This window comes from Kitasatospora sp. NPDC054795 (assembly GCF_053611565.1).
The window spans coordinates 1-19893 of the sequence record NZ_JBSHAP010000082.1; the positions used below are offsets into that span (position 1 = coordinate 1).

Here is a 19893-nt window from a genome sequence, read left to right on the forward strand (position 1 = left end):
GCGGGTGGGCGCCGCCGTGGCGGCGGGCGGCCAGGGCGGCCAGTTCGGTGGTGCGCCCGCTGCCGGGGGCGCCGACCAGCACGGTGACGGTCGCGGCCGGAGCGTCCCCGGCCAGGCCGTCCGACCGGTCCACCCGGTCGGCGGCCAGGTGGGCCACCCGGCCCGGCCCGGCACCGGCCGCCGTCACCTGGGCGGCGGTCAGCCGCAGCACCCCGGCCAGGTTGAGCGCCGGGCCGTAGCCGGGCACCGCGGCCGCGTTGCCCGCCAGCAGCCCGGCCAGCGCCTCGGCGCCGCCCGTCCGGTCCGACGGGCCCGCGCCCACCGTCACGGCCGGCAGCGCCCCGCCGTGCCGGGGCGCGGCCAGGGCGGGCGCGGCCAGGGCGACCACCGCCCCGCTGCGGGCGTCCAGCACCGGCGAGCCGGCCGGTACCGCGACCCCGCCGACCACCGGCACGTCCAGCAGCAGTACCCCGCCCAGCCGGTGCCCGCGGCACGCCGCCGCGGTGACCCCGAGCAGTCCGCAGCGCAGCGCGACCACCCGGCCGTCCTCCCCCGCCAGCGCGGGCAGCAGCACCTCCCGCGCGCCCGCGGCGGGGGCCAGCGGCAGCGGCGGCACCGGCAGCCCGCCGACCGCCTCGGTGCGCAGCAGGGCGAGGCCGTACCCGGGCAGTGGCAGCACGGCGTCCGGGCCGAGCACCCTGGTCTGCCCGCCGGGGGTGTGCAGCACGATCCGGTCCAGGCCGGCCACGCTCTCGTGCGCCGTCAGCACGCTCCCCTGCGGGTCGGCGACGAACCCCAGGCCGTGCAGCCGCCCGTCGAGGTCGCGGATCCGCAGCAGGTACCGCCCCGGATCGCCCTCCGGAAACCCCGGCATCCCGTACCCCTTCGGCCGTCGCTCGCTCGCCGTCGGGAGCATGCCCGCCGGAGCGGCGCCCCGACCGCGCCCGCGCCGCTCACCACGGGCGTTCGCTCCGCGCGCTCCCTCGTGCGGGTGAAGGTGCGGCGGGAACGGCGGAGCCCCCGTCGGGATGACTCCCGACGGGGGCTCCGAACAGCGGTGGGGCCGAACAGCGGTGGGGCCGTCAGCCGACGAAGACCGCGACCGGCTTCGCCTGCCCGCCCTTCTCCTCGACCAGCGCGAGGAAGCGCCCGTCCGGCCCGTACACCGCGATCGGCCCGTCCACGCCCATCCCGGGCGCCTTCAGCCGGGCGCCGTGCGACAGCTTCTGCGCCGAGGCCTCGTCCAGGTCCCAGCGCGGGAAGGCGGCCGCCGCGGCCTCCGCGATCGGCAGCACCTCCAGCCCCTTGGCGTCCTCGCCGGTGGCCTCGGCCTCCAGCTGCTCCAGGGTGCGCGCCGACTCCACCCCGTACGGCCCCACCTTGGTGCGCCGCAGCGCGGTCAGGTGGCCGCCGACACCGAGCCCGGCGCCCAGGTCCCGGGCCAGCGCCCGGATGTAGGTGCCGGAGGAGCACTCGACGGTGACGTCCAGGTCGATCACCGGCGTGCCGTCCTCGGCGACCGCCGCGCGCTGCTCGTGCACGGTGAAGGAGTGGATCGTGGTCGGCCGGGCCGCGAGCTCGAAGTCCTCGCCCTCGCGCACCCGGGCGTACGAGCGCTTGCCGTCGATCTTGATCGCGCTGACCTTGGACGGCACCTGCATGATCTCGCCGGTGAGTGCCGCGATCCCGGCGTCGATCGCCTCCCGGGTGACGGCGTCGGCCGGGGCCGAGGAGGTGACCTCGCCCTCGCGGTCGTCGGTGACGGTGGTCTGGCCGAGCCGGACGGTCGCCTCGTAGGTCTTGGCGGTGAGCATCAGGTGGCCGAGCAGCCGGGTGGCCCGCTCGATGCCGATCACCAGCACGCCGGTGGCCATCGGGTCCAGGGTGCCGGCGTGTCCGACCTTCCGGGTTCCGGCCAGCCACCGCAGCTTGGCGACGACCCCGTGCGAGGTGATGCCCTCGGGCTTGTCGACGATCACCAGGCCGTCCGGGCCGGTGCCTTTGCGCTTCATCGGGTTCTTTCTCTCAACAACATCAGCAGAGATGATCAACGTACCGGTCGCAGCGCGCCCCGGAACCGCTCGACCACTGCGGCCACGTCCTCCCGGACGCTGAATCCGGCCGCGTGGACGTGCCCACCGCCGCCCAGTTCGGCGCAGGCCGCGGCGACGTCCACCACGCCCCGGGAGCGCGAGGAGCCGCGCAGCGTGCCGTCCGGGTCCTGCTTGAGCACCAGCGCCACCTCGGCCTCGGCCGGGCGGCGCAGGATGTCGATCAGTCCCTCGATCTCCTCGACCGTGACGCTGAACAGCGCCAGGTCCTGGTACGGCACCCAGGTCCACACCAGCCCCAGCCCGTCGGCCGCCTCCGGCTCGTAGACGGCCCGGTCGAGCGCGCCCGCGAGCACCTTGAGGTAGCCGAAGGACGAGGTGTCCCACAGCTGCCGGGAGATCAGGTCGTGCCGGATGCCGGTGGCCAGCAGCCGGGCGGCCAGCTCGTGGGTGGCGGGCGTGGTGGCCCGGTACTTGAACGAGCCGGTGTCGGTGGCCACACCCGTGTAGAGGCAGGTGGCCAGCTCCTCGTCCAGCTCGACGCCGAGCCGGCGCAGCAGCTCGTCGACCAGCACGGCGGTGGCCGGAGCGGTCGGGTCGATCAGCTGGTGGGTGCCGAAGCCCGGGTTGGAGGCGTGGTGGTCGAACACCACCAGGACGGGCGCGGCGAAGGCCTTGTCGTGCAGCAGGCCGAGCCGGCTCTCCGCGGCCACGTCGAAGCAGAGCACCAGCTCGGGCACGTCCGGCACCGCGGCGGCCGGCACGATCAGCTCCTGGCCGGGCAGGAAGACCAGCGACTCGGGCACGATCTGCGGGTCGTCGCCGAAGGAGACCCGCACCTGCTTGCCGAGCGCGCGCAGCGCCAGCGCGGCCGCGAGCGAGGAGCCCAGCGCGTCGCCGTCCGGGCAGATGTGGCAGATCAGGTCGATCGAACGGGCCCGCCCGATCTCCGCCACCACCTGCTGCCAGATCAGCTCGAACCCGCTCTCCTCGGTGCGCGGGCCCGGGAGCGCCGCGAGGGCACCCTCCACCGTGCTGGTGGAGGACGCCCCCGTGGTCGATCCGGCTCGCGGGGCGGCCCGCGCCGGCTCACCCGCCATGACTACTCGTCCTCGTCGTCACGCTCGGACGCCGGAACCCGGTACGGGTCCGCGCCGCCGGCGTAGTCCGCCCCCGCGGCCTGGGTGCGCACGGCGGCGTCCGAGGTGCGGGCCCGGTCGAGCAGGTCGTCGATGTTCCGGGCGTTGTCCGGCAGCGCGTCCGCGACGAAGGTCAGCGTCGGCGTGAAGCGCACGCCGATCTTGCCGACCTCGGAACGGATCACGCCCTTGGCGCTCTCCAGCGCGGCCGCGGTGGCCTCGCGCTCGGTCTCGTCACCGAAGACGGTGTAGAAGACGGTGGCCTCGCGCAGGTCTCCGGTCACCCGGGTGTCGGTGATGGTCACGAACCCCAGACGGGGGTCCTTGATCCGCCGTTCCAGGGTCTGGGCGACGACCACCTGGATGCGGTCGGCGAGCTTGCGCGCCCTTGCGGTGTCGGTCACGTTGCCTCCTCGTGCAGTGGGCCCGGTACCCGGGTGAGCTGCGCACCCGTCGGGGCCCACGCCCCAAAGTACCGGCCCGCGCCCGGCCTTGCGGGCGCTCTCGGTCCTGATCCGTGTGAGAACGGCGACTTCCGCCGGCCGGCTCCACGGGCCTCATTCATCGTCGTCGTTGTGGTAGCGCCTCCTCGCGGAGAGGAGTTGCACCTCGGGGCGGCCGGCGACCAACCGCTCACAGCTGTCCAGGACCTCGGTGACGTACCCGGCTTCGCCGGCCACCACCGCCAGACCGATCTCGGCCCGGCGGTGCAGGTCCTGGTTCCCGGTCTCGGCAGCGCACACGCTGTACTTGCGCTGCAGTTCGGCCACGATGGGCCGCACGATCGAACGCTTCTCCTTGAGCGAGTGGACGTCGCCCAACAGCAGGTCGAAGGTGAGTGTTCCCACGAACATGTATGACAGGTCTCGCCGACCTGGAAGGCCTCGGGGAGCAGCCCGGAACCGGGCCGGCTCCGCTGTGTCCGACTACTCCCCGGACCCTACACAGCGAGACCGGGGCCGGTCGACGGAAATACCACCCGTCGACCGGCCCCGGCTGACACCGACTAGGCGCGCGGCTTCTCGCGCATCTCGTAGGTCTCGATGATGTCCTCGACCTTGATGTCGTTGAACGACCCCAGGGTGACACCGGCCTCGAAGCCCTCGCGGACCTCGGTCGCGTCGTCCTTGAAGCGGCGCAGACCCTCGATCGAGAGGTTCTCCGCCACGACCTTGCCGTCGCGGATGAGGCGGGCCTTGGCGTTGCGGCGGATGATGCCGTCGCGGACCAGGACACCGGCGATGTTGCCGAACTTGGAGGAGCGGAAGACCTCGCGGATCTCCGCGGCGCCGAGGCGCACCTCCTCGTACTCCGGCTTGAGCATGCCCTTGAGGGCGTTCTCGATCTCCTCGATCGCCTGGTAGATGACCGAGTAGTACCGGACGTCCACGCCTTCCTTGTCGGCCGCGGCGCGCGCACGGCCTTCGGCGCGCACGTTGAAGCCGATGATGATGGCGTCCGAGCCCATCGCCAGGTCCACGTCGGACTCGGTGATGGCACCCACACCGCGGTGCAGGACCCGGAGCTCGACCTCCTCGCCGACGTCCAGCTTGACCAGGGCGTCCTCAAGGGCCTCGACCGAACCGGAGACGTCACCCTTGATGATGAGGTTGAGCTGCTCGATGGAGCCGGCGGCGATGGCCTTGTCCAGGTCCTCCAGGGACACCCGGACCCGACGCTGCGCGAAGGCGGCGTTGCGGTCGCGGGCCGAGCGCTTCTCGGCGATCTGACGGGCGGTGCGGTCCTCGTCGACGACGATGAAGCTGTCGCCGGCGCGGGGCACCGAGGTCAGACCGAGCAGCAGCACCGGACGGGACGGGCCGGCCTCGGCGAGGCTGTTGCCGTTCTCGTCCAGCATCGCCCGGACGCGGCCGTAGGCGTCGCCCACGACGATCGAGTCGCCGACGCGGAGGGTACCGCGCTGCACGAGCACGGTCGCCATGGCGCCGCGGCCCTTGTCCAGGTGCGCCTCGATGGCGATACCCTGCGCGTCCTGCTCGGGGTTGGCCCGCAGGTCCAGCGAGGCGTCCGCGGTCAGGACCACGGCCTCCAGCAGCTGGTCGATGTTCAGGCCCTGGCGCGCGGAGATGTCGACGAACATGGTGTCGCCGCCGTACTCCTCGGCCACCAGACCGAACTCGGTCAGCTGACCGCGGACCTTGGTCGGGTCGGCGCCCTCGACGTCGATCTTGTTGACGGCGACCACGATCGGCACACCCGCGGCCTTGGCGTGGTTCAGCGCCTCGACCGTCTGCGGCATGACACCGTCGTTGGCCGCGACCACCAGGATCGCGATGTCGGTGGACTTGGCACCACGGGCACGCATGGCGGAGAACGCCTCGTGACCCGGGGTGTCGAGGAAGGTGATCGGGCGCTCTTCGCCGTTCACGACCGTCGCCACCTGGTAGGCACCGATGTGCTGGGTGATGCCACCCGCCTCACCGGCCACCACGTTGGACTTGCGGATCGCGTCCAGCAGGCGGGTCTTACCGTGGTCGACGTGACCCATGACGGTGACGACCGGCGGGCGCGGGGCCAGCTGGTCCTCGTCGCCCTCGTTGGCACCGAAGTCGATGTCGAACGACTCCAGCAGCTCGCGGTCCTCGTCGTCCCGGCTGACGATCTCCAGGACGAAGCCCATCTCGTCCGCCAGCAGCTGCAGCGTGGCGTCGGAGACCGACTGGGTCGCGGTGACCATCTCACCGAGGTTGAACATGACGGAGACGAGCGCGGCCGGGTTGGCGTTGATCTTCTCCGCGAAGTCCATCAGCGAGGCGCCGCTCGACAGGCGAACGGTCTGGCCGTTGCCGCGAGGCAGCATCACACCGCCGACGGACGGGGCCTGCATGGCCTCGTACTCCTGGCGCTTCGCCCGCTTCGACTTGCGACCGCGAGCCGGGCGACCGCCCGGGCCACGACCGAAGGCACCCTGCGTGCCACCACGGGCACCCGGGCCACCGGGACGACCGCCGAAGCCGCCGGGACGCGGGCCGAAGCCACCGCCACCGCCGGGGGCGCCGCCACCGGGACGCGGACCGCCGAAGCCACCGCCACCGGCCGGACGCGAGCCCGGACCGGCCGGACGGCCCTGGAAGCCCGGACGGGCACCGCCGGCACCCGGACCACCCGGACGGCCGCCGGGGCCACCCGGACCACGGCCACCCGGACCCGGACGCGGGCCGGCCGGACGCTGCGGCATCATGCCCGGGTTCGGGCGAGGCATGCCGGACGGGGTCGGACCACCGGGACGCGGCGCGGCCGGACGCGGCATGCCGTCGGGACGCGGGGCACCACCCGGACGGGGGGCACCGGCACCCGGAGCACCGGCGGGACGCGGACGGTCGCCACCGGGACGCGGGGCACCACCCGGACGGGGAGCACCGGCACCCGGAGCACCACCCGGACGGGGGGCACCGGCACCAGGAGCACCGGCGGGACGCGGACGGTCGCCACCGGGACGCGGACGGTCGCCGCCCTGGGCGCCACCCGGACGCGGAGCACCGCCCTGACCGCCCTGACGGCGGTCACCGGGGCGGCCCATGCCGGTCGCGCTGCCCGAGGTGAACGGGTTGTTGCCCGGACGCGGACCGGCCGGACGCGGGCCCGGACGGGCACCGCCGGTGGCCTGGCCACTGGGGCGCGGGGCCTGGGCGGCCGGACGCGGGGCGTCACCGGCCGGAGCCGGCGAGGAGAACTCGGCCGCGGGCGCGGCCGGGGCCGCCGGAGCGGCGGGACGCGCGGCCGGGCGCGGGCCCGGAGTCGGCGCACCCGGAGCCGGCGTGGCCGACTTCGGGGCGGCGGGGGCGGCCGGCGCGGAAGGCGCGGCGGCAGCCGGGGTCGGACGGGGACCAGGGGTCGCGCTGGGGCGCGGACCCGGGGTCGGGGCGCCCGGCTTCGGGGAACCCGAGCCGGCGGCGGGGGAGGGCGCCGCGGACTTCCGCGGGCCCGGCTTGGCGGCGGAACCACCAGTGGGGGCCACACCAAGCGCGTCAGTCAGCTTGCGCACGACCGGCGCCTCGATCGTCGAGGACGCCGAACGGACGAACTCACCGAGCTCGGTGAGCTTGGCCATGACGGCCTTGCTCTCCAAGCCAAGCTCCTTGGCGAGTTCATAAACCCGGACCTTAGCCACTTCACTCCTGTCTATGAGTCCGGGGGTCTCGTCCGCCGGACTGTCGCTACTTCATGGGCGTACCCATCGCGTACTCATCGCGTACTCATCGAGAGCTCATCGCAATCTCGACCTACTTCCACATCGCGAGGTACCTGACTGGTGCACGGCGCGCGGCTTCCCGAGCGCTGTGCTTGTTGCGGTGGTTCTCCGCCGCGCGAGCGGCGGCCGTCGCGGGAGGCGGCCCTGCTACGAGGCTTCGCCCGCCCGCTCCCCGATGAACCCGCGGAGCCGCTCGGTGTCGAGCGTGCCCTGGAGCCGGAAGGCCCGGGGGAACGCCCGACGGCGGACCGCGAGGTCGAGGCAGGTCGGATCGGGGTGCAGATGAGCGCCCCGGCCCGGGAGTGCGCCACGGGGATCAGGGACGCACTCGCCCTCGACCGCCGTGACACGCAACAGCTGGTGCTTGGCCGCGCGCTTGCGGCAGCCCACGCAGGTGCGTTCCGGGCGTGCTCGGACGTGCGTCCGGCCAGACGAAGGCAAGTCTACCCCTCCGAAGCGACATGGCGCCGCCCCGCCGAACCCGGAGGACCGGCGGGGACGCCGACGACGACACTGATTACCGGGCCTGCGCTTCCTCGGCCTGGCCCTCGGTGTCCGGACGGATGTCGATCCGCCAGCCGGTCAGGCGCGCGGCCAGGCGGGCGTTCTGCCCCTCCTTGCCGATCGCCAGCGACAGCTGGTAGTCCGGCACGATCACCCGGGCGGAGCGCTGGGCGGCGTCCACGATCTCCACGCTGGTCACCCGCGCGGGCGACAGGGCGGCAGCCACCATCTCCCGGGGGTCCTCGGACCAGTCGACGATGTCGATCTTCTCGCCGTGCAGCTCGCCCATCACGGCGCGCACCCGGGAGCCCATCGGGCCGATGCAGGCGCCCTTGGCGTTCAGGCCCTGGCGGCGCGACCAGACCGCGATCTTGGTCCGGTGGCCGGCCTCACGGGCGATCGCCGCGATCTCCACGCTGCCGTCCGCGATCTCCGGGACCTCCAGCGCGAACAGCTTCTTCACCAGGCTCGGGTGGGTGCGCGACAGCGTCACCGAAGCACCGCGCACACCCCGGCGCACGGCCACCACGTAGCACTTCAGCCGGGTGCCGTGCCGGTAGTCCTCGCCCGGGACCTGCTCCTGCGGCGGCAGGATGGCCTCCAGCTTGCCGATGTCGACCAGCACGTTCTTCGGGTCGTTGCCCTGCTGGACGACACCGGTGACGATGTCGCCCTCCTTGCCCGCGTACTCGCCGAAGGTCTGGTCGTCGGCGGCGTCGCGCAGGCGCTGCATCATCACCTGGATGCCGATGCTGGACGCGATCCGGCCGAAGCCGTTCGGGGTGTCGTCGAACTCCTTCGGCTCGACGCCCTCGTCCAGCTCCGCCGGGTCCTCCATGGCCCACACGGTGACGTGGCCGCTCTTGCGGTCCAGGTTCACCCGGGCCCGGCGGCGCGAGCCCTCGGTGCGGTGGTACGCGGTGAGGAGGGCGGACTCGATGGACTCGACCAGCAGGTCGAAAGGGATGTTCTTCTCGTTGACCAGCGTGCGCAGGGCACTCATGTCGATGTCCACGGCTACGCCTCCTCGTCTTTCGTCACGTTCGTCATGGTCGTACGGCACCCGGGGGTCACTCGGCGCCGTCCTCCCCCTCGTCGAAGTCCGCGGCCTCGTCCAGGAGCTCGTCGTCCTTGCGGTTGAACTCGACCTGGACGCGCGCCCGGGTCACCTCCGCGTACGCCAGACGGCGCTCCTTCGGACGGCCGCGCCCCTTCACCGGCTGCACCTCGACCAGTGCGCCGTCCTCGTCGGCCTCCAGCACCCGGGCGACGATCTCCCCGCCGTCCACCAGGTGGATCCTGGCCAGCCGACCCTCGGCGCGCTGCCAGTGCCGGGGCAGGACCAGCGGGCGCTCCGCACCCGGCGAGCCGACCTCCAGCAGGTACGCGTCGTCCCCCATCAGGTCCGACTCGTCCAGGGCCTCACCGACCACCCGGCTGAACTCGGCGATGGCGTCCATGTCCACACCGCCGTCGGTGTCGACGTCGATCTGCACCTGCCGGCGGCTGCCCGCCCGAGTGACCCTGACGTCCTCCAGGTCCAGTCCGGCCTGCTCGGCCAGCGGCTCCAGCAACGCTCGCAGCCGGTCGGTGTGGGTGGTGCTCATCCGGGTGGACTCCTCGGCCGCGTCTGCTGTTGTCAGAAGGTCGCCGCGCACCCCCGGTGCCACACCGGAATCACGGCAGCTCGGCCCAAAGCCTATCCGGTCAAGCCCCCAACCACCGATTCCTGACCTCCCCCGGCCGCCCGCACACCACCCACTGCGAGCAACCTCACACCCGGCCCGGCATCCCCGAACCGGACCCGGGAACGTGGGGATTCTGTAATCATTCACGCCAACGAGGGCTGGCGGGGAGGCCGTCCTCCCGTACCCGCCCGGAGCGCCCCCGATGCAGCCGCCCAGCCGACGGTCCCTCCTGGCCCTCGGACTGCTCACCACCCTCACCACCCTCACCGCCTGCACCGCCTCCGTCGGCGACCGGCACGCCGACCCCACCCCGACCCGCGACCCGGACACCCCGGTCCGCCTGCGCGCGATCGCCGCCACCGACCTCCTGCTCGGCGCCTACGACAACCTGCTCACCGTCCCGGGCGCCCGGACCGCCCTGCTCCAGCCCCTGCGCGACGACACCGTCCAGCACCGCGCCGCCCTCGTCCAGGGCCTGCCGAGCGCGAGCCCCTCCCCCACCAGCACCCCGTACCGCTCCCTCCCCACCCTCCCCGAGCTCGCCCTCATGGAGCACCGGACCGCCGAGGCCCACCTCCACGACCTCGACGAGGTCGGCCCGCCCCTGGCCCGGCTGCTCGCCTCCGTCTCCGCCTCCAACGCCCTGCACGCCGCGGCCCTCGGCGACACGACCCCCGTCCTGACCCCCGACACCGACACCGAAGACACCCCCGCCGGCAGAGCCGCCGCCGTCCCCGCCCTCCAGGCCGCCCTCGGCGCCGAGCACGCCGCCGTCTACGGCTACGGCGTCGTCGGCGCCCACTTCCCCGACGACCCCCAACGCGCCGACGCCCGCACCACCCACGCCGCCCACCAGGCCCAACGCGACGCCTGGCAACGCCTCCTCGGTACCCTCACCGCCGCCCCCGCCCCCGCCGCCGGCGGCTACCGGCTCCCCTTCCCCGTCACCTCCCCCACCGACGCCGCCAAACTCGCCGTCCACCTGGAAACCCGCCTGACCACCGCCTACGCCGACCTGGTCCCCGCCGTCCCCGCCCCCTACCGCCTCCTCGCCGCCACCGCCCTCCGCGAAGCCACCCTGCGCGCCCACCACTGGGGCGCCCCCGCCACCCCCTTCCCCGGCACCCCCGGCTGACCCGGAGCCCCCGCGCCCGCCTCCCGCCCGGAAGCCGGCACCCTCCCGAGCGCCCCCGCCCTCCCAAACCCCGACAATGGACCCATGTCGGGAGCCGAAGCCACCATCACCGTCCCCACCTGGCTGACGAACACCGTCACCGCCACCCACGGCGAGGCCGGCCGCCAATGGCTGGCCGACCTCCCCGCGAAGGCCGCCACCCACCTCGCCGCCTGGAACCTCACGCTCGAACGGATCCTCGACCCCGGCGGCAGCCTCAGCCTCGTCGCGTACGTCCACCGCGACGACCTCTCCCCCGCCGTCCTCAAGATCGGCCTGCCCACCCCCGAGACCGCCCAGGAGCACACCGCCCTCGCCCACTGGGCGGGCCGCGGAGCCGTCCTCCTGCTCGACGCCGTCCCCGCCGAGGGGGTCCTCCTGCTCGAACGCCTCCACGGCGAGATCCCGCTGCGTTCCCTCGCCGAGCCCAAGGCCGCACTGGAGGCCACCAGCCTGCTGCACCGGCTCTGGACGGAACTCCCCGAGGGCCACCCCTTCCCCGCCGCCGCCCAACGGATCGCCGCCGCCGCCCGCCTCGCGGAACACCCCCACCCCGCCGCCGCCGAAGCGCGGCAGCTGATCGCCGAGGCCCTGGACACCGCCCGGAGCCTGGCCGACTCCGCCGACGAGTCCTTCCTCCTGCACGGCGACTTCCACCACGGCAACGTCCTGGCCGCCGACCGGGCCCCCTGGCTGGCCGTCGACCCGAGCCCGCTGGCCGGCGAGCGCGCCTACGACCTGGCCCGTCTCGCCCTGGACCGCGCCGACACCCTGCTCGGCTCCCCCGGCGCCCCCGCGGCCGTCCGCCGCCGTCTGGGCCGGCTCGCCGAGTCCCTCGAGGTCGACCGGGAGCGCCTGCGCGGCTGGACCCTCTTCCGGGCCGTCGACCTCGCCCTCCGCGCCCTCGCCGCGGACCGCCGCGAGGACGCCGAGCTCCACCTCGAATTCGCCGACTCCCTCTGACCCCAAGACCCTTGGGGTCAGAGGTACTTGGACTGCTGGACCCCGGTTCCCCGCAGGGGCAGCCGGGCCCCCATCACCGCGTACAGCCGGTCCGTCGCCGGAAACCGCACCGCCCGCGCCAGGTCCTGGTACCCCAACGACCGGTACAGCCGCCGCGCCGGCGTCTCCGCGTCGATCGCCGAGAGGATGCTCCGGTCCAGGCCCGACGCCTCGCACAGGGTCCGGATGATCCGCGAGCCGACCCCCTGTCCCTGGAACTCCGGCAGCACGTGCAGCTCGGTGACGGCGAAGACCCCGTCCAGCCAGTCCCCGTACCCCCGGGCGGCCAGGTAGGGCTCGATCACCGTGCTCCACCAGTGCTCCCGCTGGTTGGGCATCCCGTACCCGAACCCGACCAGCTGCCCCCCGCTCATCGCCCCCAGCGCGATCACCCCCGGCTGCTGGGCGTGCCGCCCCACGATGTGCAGCCGTACCGCGACCTCTTCGGGCGTCAGCCCGAACGCCACCGCCTGGACCTCCAGCGCCTGCGGCGCCCAGGCCGCAAGGTCGATGGCCTCGATCGTCACCCCGGTCAGCTGATCCATGCTCCGGACGTTACTACCCGTGGCCCGGCGGCGCGGCCGAAGATCCCAACAGCACCTCGCACACCGCGCCCGCCCGGCCCGGGCCTCCCCTCAGAACAGCACGCTCATGAACGCCCCGACCTCCCGGAACCCCACCCGCCGGTACGCGGCCCGGGCCCGCAGGTTGAAGTCGTTGACGTACAGCGACGCCACCGGCGCCACCTCCCGCAACGCGACGTCCAGGACCGCCGCCATCCCGGTCTCGGAGAGCCCCTGCCCCCGGTGCTCCGGAGCGACCCAGACCCCCTGGATCTGACAGGCCCCCTCCGTCACCGCCCCGATCTCCGCCTTGAAGACGACCTGCCCGTCCTCCCCGAACCGCGCGAACGACCGCCCGGCGGACACGAGTTCGGCCACCCGGGCCTGGTAGAGGAGCCCGCCGTCCCCCGCCAGCGGCGACACCCCCACCTCCTCGGTGAACATCGCCACGCAGGCCGGCATCAGCGCCTCGACCTCGTCGCGCCGCACCCTGCGCACCAGCGGATCCGGCGCGATCTCCGCCGACGGCACCGAGGTCGCCAACAGCGGCTGGTGCGCCCGCACGTCCCGGGCCGGCCCCCAACTGCGTTCCAGCAGCGCCCAGAAGGCCGCCGTGGCCGCCGCCGGCCCGACGATCGAGGAGCAGCGCCGCCCCTGCCGGCGGGCCCGCTCCGCGAACGCCGCGACCGCCTCCGACCCGGCGTCGACGAGGACCAGGTTCGCCCCGGCGTAGCAGAGCGCGTCCAGCACGCCGTCCCCGTCGTACCAGCCCCACAACTCCCCGCCGAGCCGCCACGGGTCCAGCCCGACGGCCTCGACCCTGGTGGCGACGAACGCGTTGGCGACCGGGTCGCGGTGGAGGATCTCCAGGGCGTCCGGGAGGTCCGGCGGCTCCAGCACGCGGGTGGTGGCCAGGGCCCGGGCGGCCTGGAAGGAGCTCGGGAGCATCACACCTCGATCGAGCATCGAGACAGCACCTCACTGAGACGACTCTGGCCGCACCCTACTCCGTGGCCCCACCCGGCTACGGCCGCGGGGCCGTCCGCGAACGGACGGCCCCGCTTCCGGAATGCACCGCACGGGTGCTCCCGTACGGTCAGGACAACCTACGGCTGTCAGAACAAGCTACGCGGGGTTCGCTCCCGCACAAGCCGCGCGGGGGTCACTCCCCGGCGACCACCGTCGGCGCGCCCGCCTCGACGCCGGCCGCCTGCATCTGCTCGGCGAGCTTGAGCGCCTCCTCGATCAGGGTCTCGACGATCTTCGACTCCGGAACGGTCTTGATGACCTCGCCCTTGACGAAGATCTGCCCCTTGCCGTTGCCGGAGGCGACCCCGAGGTCGGCCTCGCGGGCCTCGCCCGGGCCGTTCACGACGCAGCCCATGACGGCCACCCGCAGCGGCACCTCCATGCCCTCCAGCCCGGCGGTGACCTCCTCCGCGAGCTTGTAGACGTCGACCTGGGCGCGTCCGCAGGAGGGGCAGGAGACGATCTCCAGGCCGCGCTCGCGCAGTCCGAGCGACTCCAGGATCTGGTTGCCGACCTTGATCTCCTCGGCCGGCGGGGCGGAGAGCGAGACCCGGATGGTGTCGCCGATGCCCTCGGCCAGCAGCGCGCCGAAGGCGACCGCCGACTTGATGGTGCCCTGGAAGGCCGGCCCGGCCTCGGTCACGCCGAGGTGCAGCGGGTAGTCGCACGCGGCGGCGAGCTGGCGGTAGGCGTTGATCATCACGACCGGGTCGTTGTGCTTGACCGAGATCTTGATGTCGCGGAAGTCGTGCTCCTCGAACAGCGAGCACTCCCACAGCGCCGACTCGACCAGCGCCTCCGGGGTGGCCCGGCCGTACTTCTCCATCAGCCGCTTGTCCAGCGAGCCGGCGTTGACGCCGATCCGGATCGGGATGCCCGCGTCCTTGGCGGCCTTGGCGATCTCGCCGACCTTGTCGTCGAAGGCCTTGATGTTGCCCGGGTTCACACGCACCGCCGCGCAGCCGGCGTCGATCGCCGCGAAGACGTACTTGGGCTGGAAGTGGATGTCCGCGATGACCGGGATCTGCGACTTCCTGGCGATGATCGGCAGCGCGTCGGCGTCGTCCTGCGAGGGCACGGCGACCCGGACGATCTGGCACCCGGACGCGGTGAGCTGGGCGATCTGCTGGAGCGTGGCGTTGATGTCCGAGGTCACGGTGGTGGTCATCGACTGCACCGAGACCGGCGCGTCGCCGCCGACCGGCACATTGCCGACCATGATCTGCCGGGAGTAACGGCGCTTGGCCAGCGGCTTGAGCGGCAGGGACGGAATACCGAGCGAGATCGCGGTCATGTGCGCAGGGTTCCCCGGGGTTGAGGTGTGGTCGACCGCCCGGCCGTGACACGGCCGAGGCCGGGCGCGCTGACGATCGCGCACCCGGCCTCCACGGTACGGCACCGTCATGGCGCCCAGCACACCCGTGGTGCCCGAACGCCCTAACTGATCTTCACCGGGTTCACCAGGTCGGCGACCATCACCAGCAGGGTGAAGCCGATGAAGATGCTGGCCACCACGTACGCCACCGGCATCAGCTTGGCGACGTCGAAGGGGCCCGGGTCGGGCCGCCGGAACAGCTGTGCGAACCGGCGCCGGACCGCCTCCCAGGCCGCGCCGGCAATGTGCCCGCCGTCCAGCGGGAGCAGCGGCAGCATGTTGAAGAGGAAGAGCGACAGGTTGATGCCGGCCAGCAGGTTCACGTAGAACGCGATCCGCTGGGTGCCGGGGATGTCGAGCGAGAAGACCTCGCCGCTGACCCGGGCGGCGCCGACCATGCCGATCGGCGAGTCCGGATCGCGCGGGGCGTCGCCGACGACCGCGTTCCACAGCCCCGGGATCTTGCCCGGCAACGCGATCAGCGACTTCACCCCGTTCTCGGTCATGTCGTACATCCGGTCGACCGACTGCCCGAATCCCAGCCGGACCACACCACTCGCGGGAGTGAATCCGAGGAACCCGGCCTGGACGCTCTGGCCCTTGAGCGGGACGCCGTTGCCGTCGTACTTCTGGACGTCGTTGACCGCGATGGTCGGGTTGAGGGTGACCTGCTCCCCGGCCCGCTCGACCACGACCGGCACGCTCCGGCCGGCCGACTCCCGGATGTCCGCCTGGAGCTGGTCGTAGCTGTGGATCCGGTCGCCGTCGAAGGAGAGGATCCGGTCGCCCGCCCTGAGTCCGGCCTGGGCGGCCGGGGTCTGCGGGGCGCCCTCCGGGCAGGTGTCCCGGGGCTGGCCGACCTTGACCACGCACTTCTCGACCGAGCTGACCGTCGGCACGCTCATGTTGACGCCGAAGCCCATCATGACGGTCAGGAAGAGCCCGAACGCCAGGATCAGGTTCATGAACGGACCGGCGAACATGACGATCATGCGCTTCCAGGGCTTGCGGGTGTAGAAGAGCCGGCTCTCGTCACCCTCCTGGATCTCCTCGTAGGAGGCCTCGCGAGCGTCCTCGATCATGGTTCGCCAGGGCGAACTGCTGCGCTTGGTGATCCGGCCGTCCTCGCCCGGCGGGAACATCCCGATCATCCGGATGTACCCGCCGAACGGGATCGCCTTGATGCCGTACTCGGTCTCGCCCTTCCGGCGCGACCAGAGGGTCGGGCCGAAGCCGACCATGTACTGCGGCACCCGGATGCCGAACAGCTTGGCCGTGGAGAGGTGGCCGAGTTCGTGCCAGGCGATCGAGATGAGCAGCCCGATGACGAAGACCAGGATGCCGACCACCGTCAAAACCGTTGCCACCGTTGGTCCTCCGTCATGCCGCTCCGCTCATCGTCTCGTCCTACCGCAATCGGGGCCATTGGCCGACCGTCAGCCGGCCGCCAGCTCGCGGGCCCGGGCGCGCGCCCAGTCCTCCGCGTGCAGGACGTCCTCCACCGTCAGGGAAGTTCCCGCCGCCGCGGCGCCGTCCCGCTGACCGTGCTCGGCCACGACCTTGGCAACAGTGTCCACGATTCCGGTGAAGGCGAGGCGGCCCTTCAGAAATGCCTCCACGCACTCCTCGTTCGCCGCGTTGAAGACCGCCGGGAAGGTGGCGCCCAGGGCGCCCACCTCGCGGGCCAGCTCGACCGCCGGGAAGGCCTCGTCGTCCAGCGGGAAGAACTCCCACGTGGCGGCCTTGGTCCAGTCGCAGGCGGGAGCGGCGTCCGGCACCCGGTCCGGCCAGCCCAGGCCCAGCGCGATCGGCATCCGCATGTCCGGCGGGCTCGCCTGGGCCAGGGTCGAACCGTCGGTGAACTCCACCATCGAGTGCACCACCGACTGCGGATGGACGACGACCTCGATCCGGTCGAACGGCACGTCGTACAGCAGGTGCGCCTCGATCACCTCCAGGCCCTTGTTCACCAGGGTGGCGGAGTTGATCGTGACGACCGGGCCCATCGACCAGGTCGGGTGCGCCAGCGCGTCCTGCGGGGTCACCCCGGCCAGCTGCTCCCGGGTGCGGTTGCGGAACGGGCCGCCGCTGGCGGTGACCACCAGCTTGCGCACCTCGGCCCGGGTCCCGCCGGCCAGCGCCTGGAACAGCGCGGCGTGCTCGGAGTCCACCGGCACGATCTGGCCCGGCTTCGCCACCGCCTTCACCAGCGGACCACCGACGATCAGCGACTCCTTGTTGGCCAGCACCAGCACCCGGCCCGCCTCCAGCGCGGCCAGCGTCGGCCGCAGACCGATCGAACCGGTGATGCCGTTCAGCACCGAGTGGCACTCCAGGGCGGCCAGCTCGGTTGCCGCGTCCGGGCCCACCAGCACGGTCGGCAGCGGACCGCCGGCCGCCTTCGCGGCCAGCGCCTCGCGCAGCGCCGGCTCGGCCGCCGGATCGGCCACCGCCACGGTGTGCACGCCCAGCCGCACCGCCTGCTCGGCGAGCAGCTCCACCCGGCCGCCCGCCGCCGACAGCGCGACCACCCGGAAGCGGTCCGGGTTGCGGAGCACCACGTCGATCGCCTGGGTGCCGATCGAACCGGTGGAACCCAGGATCACCAGCTCCCGGGGGCCGGAGGGGTCCGCCACGGTGGGCGTGAAGCGCAGCTGCGGGTGGGCGAGCGAAGTCATGCGCCCATTGTGTCCTGTCCGCGGCACCGCCCCGGACTTCCCCGGACTTCCCCGGGCCGCCCCGGACTTCCCAGGACGACCTCCCCGGGCCGCCCGGCCCGTCCCGGGCTACCGTCGGAACCATGCGTACCGTCATCGCCGGGGGCCACGGACAGATCGCGCTCCGGCTGGAACGGCTGCTCGCCGCCCGCGGCGAACGCCCCGCCGGCATCATCCGCCGCCCCGAACAGGCCCAGGACCTCGTCGACGCCGGCGCCGAACCACTGCTGCTCGACCTGGAGGCCGCCACCGCCACCCAGCTCGCCGGACTGCTGACCGGCGCCGACGCGGTCGTCTTCGCCGCCGGCGCCGGACCGGGCAGCGGCGCCGCCCGCAAGAACACCGTCGACCGGGACGCCGCCGTACTGCTCGCCGACGCCGCCGAACTCGCCGGGATCCGCCGGTACCTGATGGTCTCGGCGATGGCCGCCGACGCCGACGCCCGCTTCCCCGCCGACGAGGTCTTCGAGACCTACCTGCGGGCCAAGGGCGCCGCCGACGACGCCGTCCGGGCCCGCACCGGCCTGGACTGGACCGTGCTGCGCCCCGGGCGGCTCACCGACGGCCCCGGCACCGGCCTGGTCCGGCTCGCCCCCTCGGTCGACCGCGGCGCGGTCGACCGGGCCGACGTCGCCGCCGTCCTGGCCGCCCTGTTGCACGAGCCCGGCACCGCCGGACTGACCCTGGAACTGGTCTCCGGGAACGTCGCCGTCGAGGAGGCCGTCGAGGAGGCCGCCGGGCACGACGGCTGAGCCCGCGCGGGGGCGCGAAACGCCGGGAGGGCCCGGTTCGACGAACCGGGCCCTCCCACCGCAGCGCTACGGCACTGCCACGACGTCGCTCAGAGGTCGAGGCCGGTCAGGACCATGACCTTCTCGACGGTGTAGTCGTCCATCGCGTACTTGACGCCCTCACGGCCGACACCGGAGTCCTTGACGCCGCCGTACGGCATCTGGTCGGCGCGGTAGGACGGCGCGTCGCCGATGATCACACCGCCGACCTCCAGCTCCCGGTGGGCGCGGAAGGCGGTCTGCAGGTCGTGGGTGAACACACCCGCCTGAAGGCCGAACGCGGAGTCGTTGACCGCCGCGAAGGCCTCGTCCACGCCGTCCACCTTGTGCAGCGACAGCACCGGGCCGAACACCTCGGCCTTGGCCAGGATGGCGTCCCCGGGCAGGTCGGCCAGCACGGTCGGGGCGTAGGTCGCACCCTCGCGGGAGCCGCCGGTGAGCACCTTGGCGCCCTTGGCGACCGCGTCCTCGACCCAGGACTCGACGCGCTTCGCGGCGTTCTCGTCGATCAGCGGGCCGACATCGGTCGCGTCGTCGCCCGGGTCACCGGTGACCTGCGCCTTGACCTTCGCGACGACCTTCTCCACCAGCGCGTCGTACACCGAGGCGTCGGCGATCACCCGCTGCACCGAGATGCACGACTGGCCGCCCTGGTAGTTCGCGAACATCGCGATCCGGGTGGCCGCCCAGTCCAGGTCGGCCTCCGAGGACCAGTCGGCGAGCACCACGGCCGCGGCGTTGCCGCCGAGCTCCAGGGTGCAGTGCTTGCGCGGCACCGAGTCCATGATCTGGTAGCCGACCTTGTCCGAACCCGTGAAGGAGATCACCGGCAGGCGCTCGTCCTGCACCAGGGCCGGCATCCGGTCGTTCGGCACGGTCAGAATCGACCAGGAGCCGACCGGCAGATCGGTCTCGGCCAGGATCTCGCCCAGCACCATCGCCGACAGCGGGGTCGACGGAGCCGGCTTCAGGATGATCGGCGCACCGACCGCGATCGCCGGGGCGACCTTGTGGGCGACCAGGTTCAGCGGGAAGTTGAACGGGGCGATCCCGAGCACCACGCCGCGCGGGAAACGGCGCACCACCGCGAAACGGCCCACGCCGCCCGGGTCGGTGTCCAGGCGCATGGTCTCGCCGTTGGTGCGACGCGCCTCCTCGGCGGCCCAGCGGAAGACCGACACCGCACGGCCGATCTCACCGCGGGCCCACTTGATCGGCTTGCCGTTCTCGGCGCTGACCAGCTGGGCGAGCTCCTCGGTGCGCTCGCTCAGCCGCTTGGCCACGTGGTCCAGGGCGGCGGCACGCTGGTGCGCCGGAGTGGCGGCGAACACCGGCAGCGCGGCCACGGCGGCGTCCAGCGCCTCCTCGACCTGGGCCTCGGTCGGGATGCTCACCTTGCCGACCAGACGGCCGTCCCAGCTGTTGTGCACCTCGAAGTCGGCGTCACCGCTCGCCCGGCGGCCGGCGAGCCAGAAATCGTACGTGGTGGTCACCGTGGTACCGGCCCTCTCCTCGTCTGTCCTACGGCCCACGGACGTGGGACCCGGATTTGAGGGTAGGCGGGGCGACGCGCCGACCGGATTGGCCGACTAGGAGCGTTCGCCCCCGGGGCCACTCCACCACGTCCTACCGGGGCGCGGTCCGCGC

Annotated in this window: 17 protein-coding genes and 1 pseudogene; 3 read left to right on the forward strand and 15 right to left on the reverse strand. The window is 73.2% G+C overall.

What is annotated here, in order from left to right; genetic code table 11:
• The 9 genes and pseudogenes from ACWGJO_RS26585 to rimP form a co-directional block, all read right to left on the reverse strand.
• A pseudogene (locus tag ACWGJO_RS26585) lies at nucleotides 1–874 on the reverse strand (hypothetical protein); the annotation flags it as partial.
• Nucleotides 875–1082: 208 nt separating this feature from the next.
• On the reverse strand, nucleotides 1083–2012 hold the full coding sequence (gene truB / locus ACWGJO_RS26590; protein WP_452187475.1) for a tRNA pseudouridine(55) synthase TruB: 930 nt from the start codon (nucleotides 2010–2012) through the stop codon (nucleotides 1083–1085).
• A gap of 35 nt (nucleotides 2013–2047) precedes the next feature.
• Nucleotides 2048–3151, reverse strand: a complete 1104-nt coding sequence (locus ACWGJO_RS26595) for a DHH family phosphoesterase (protein WP_387695023.1) — start codon at nucleotides 3149–3151, stop codon at nucleotides 2048–2050.
• Between the two features lie 2 nt (nucleotides 3152–3153).
• A complete protein-coding gene (gene rbfA, locus ACWGJO_RS26600) occupies nucleotides 3154–3594 on the reverse strand; it encodes a 30S ribosome-binding factor RbfA (protein ID WP_359909144.1) in 441 nt (146 codons plus the stop codon).
• A gap of 153 nt (nucleotides 3595–3747) precedes the next feature.
• On the reverse strand, nucleotides 3748–4044 hold the full coding sequence (locus ACWGJO_RS26605) for a DUF503 domain-containing protein (protein WP_030311386.1): 297 nt from the start codon (nucleotides 4042–4044) through the stop codon (nucleotides 3748–3750).
• A 152-nt stretch (nucleotides 4045–4196) separates the two neighbouring features.
• Nucleotides 4197–7322 (reverse strand): translation initiation factor IF-2, encoded by a 3126-nt coding sequence (gene infB, locus ACWGJO_RS26610; protein WP_452187478.1) that lies wholly within the window; start codon nucleotides 7320–7322, stop codon nucleotides 4197–4199.
• A 228-nt stretch (nucleotides 7323–7550) separates the two neighbouring features.
• Nucleotides 7551–7793 (reverse strand): YlxR family protein, encoded by a 243-nt coding sequence (locus tag ACWGJO_RS26615; protein ID WP_387695021.1) that lies wholly within the window; start codon nucleotides 7791–7793, stop codon nucleotides 7551–7553.
• Between the two features lie 127 nt (nucleotides 7794–7920).
• Nucleotides 7921–8922, reverse strand: a complete 1002-nt coding sequence (nusA, locus tag ACWGJO_RS26620; RefSeq protein ID WP_359909154.1) for a transcription termination factor NusA — start codon at nucleotides 8920–8922, stop codon at nucleotides 7921–7923.
• A 55-nt stretch (nucleotides 8923–8977) separates the two neighbouring features.
• Nucleotides 8978–9514, reverse strand: coding sequence for a ribosome maturation factor RimP (gene rimP, locus ACWGJO_RS26625; RefSeq protein WP_359909157.1), 537 nt, complete (start codon nucleotides 9512–9514; stop codon nucleotides 8978–8980).
• A gap of 283 nt (nucleotides 9515–9797) precedes the next feature.
• Here rimP and ACWGJO_RS26630 point away from each other — a divergent pair, with 283 nt between their 5' ends.
• Together ACWGJO_RS26630 and ACWGJO_RS26635 are read left to right on the forward strand one after the other, a co-directional pair.
• On the forward strand, nucleotides 9798–10730 hold the full coding sequence (locus tag ACWGJO_RS26630; protein ID WP_452187480.1) for a ferritin-like domain-containing protein: 933 nt from the start codon (nucleotides 9798–9800) through the stop codon (nucleotides 10728–10730).
• Between the two features lie 84 nt (nucleotides 10731–10814).
• Nucleotides 10815–11732, forward strand: coding sequence for an aminoglycoside phosphotransferase family protein (locus ACWGJO_RS26635; protein WP_452187482.1), 918 nt, complete (start codon nucleotides 10815–10817; stop codon nucleotides 11730–11732).
• Nucleotides 11733–11749: 17 nt separating this feature from the next.
• Here the strand turns inward: ACWGJO_RS26635 and ACWGJO_RS26640 are convergent, their stop codons facing one another.
• The 5 genes from ACWGJO_RS26640 to dxr all read right to left on the reverse strand — a co-directional run bounded on the left by ACWGJO_RS26640 (nucleotide 11750) and on the right by dxr (nucleotide 17416).
• Nucleotides 11750–12316, reverse strand: coding sequence for a GNAT family N-acetyltransferase (locus ACWGJO_RS26640; RefSeq protein ID WP_452187484.1), 567 nt, complete (start codon nucleotides 12314–12316; stop codon nucleotides 11750–11752).
• Between the two features lie 90 nt (nucleotides 12317–12406).
• Nucleotides 12407–13282: a GNAT family N-acetyltransferase gene (locus ACWGJO_RS26645; protein ID WP_380545025.1), complete on the reverse strand. Its 876-nt coding sequence runs from the start codon at nucleotides 13280–13282 to the stop codon at nucleotides 12407–12409.
• A gap of 214 nt (nucleotides 13283–13496) precedes the next feature.
• Nucleotides 13497–14657 (reverse strand): flavodoxin-dependent (E)-4-hydroxy-3-methylbut-2-enyl-diphosphate synthase, encoded by a 1161-nt coding sequence (gene ispG / locus ACWGJO_RS26650; protein ID WP_452187486.1) that lies wholly within the window; start codon nucleotides 14655–14657, stop codon nucleotides 13497–13499.
• Nucleotides 14658–14800: 143 nt separating this feature from the next.
• The gene (locus ACWGJO_RS26655; protein WP_452187488.1) at nucleotides 14801–16105 is read right to left on the reverse strand and encodes a M50 family metallopeptidase; all 1305 of its coding nucleotides are present in this window, start codon (nucleotides 16103–16105) and stop codon (nucleotides 14801–14803) included.
• Between the two features lie 69 nt (nucleotides 16106–16174).
• Complete coding sequence (dxr, locus tag ACWGJO_RS26660; RefSeq protein ID WP_452187490.1) at nucleotides 16175–17416, reverse strand: 1-deoxy-D-xylulose-5-phosphate reductoisomerase; 1242 nt, start codon at nucleotides 17414–17416, stop codon at nucleotides 16175–16177.
• 122 nt (nucleotides 17417–17538) lie between these two features.
• On the opposite strand from dxr, the gene ACWGJO_RS26665 reads away from it, so the two are divergent.
• Complete coding sequence (locus tag ACWGJO_RS26665) at nucleotides 17539–18207, forward strand: NAD(P)-binding oxidoreductase (RefSeq protein ID WP_452187492.1); 669 nt, start codon at nucleotides 17539–17541, stop codon at nucleotides 18205–18207.
• A gap of 89 nt (nucleotides 18208–18296) precedes the next feature.
• Here the strand turns inward: ACWGJO_RS26665 and ACWGJO_RS26670 are convergent, their stop codons facing one another.
• The gene (locus tag ACWGJO_RS26670) at nucleotides 18297–19739 is read right to left on the reverse strand and encodes an aldehyde dehydrogenase family protein (RefSeq protein WP_452187494.1); all 1443 of its coding nucleotides are present in this window, start codon (nucleotides 19737–19739) and stop codon (nucleotides 18297–18299) included.
• Nucleotides 19740–19893 lie beyond the last annotated feature (154 nt).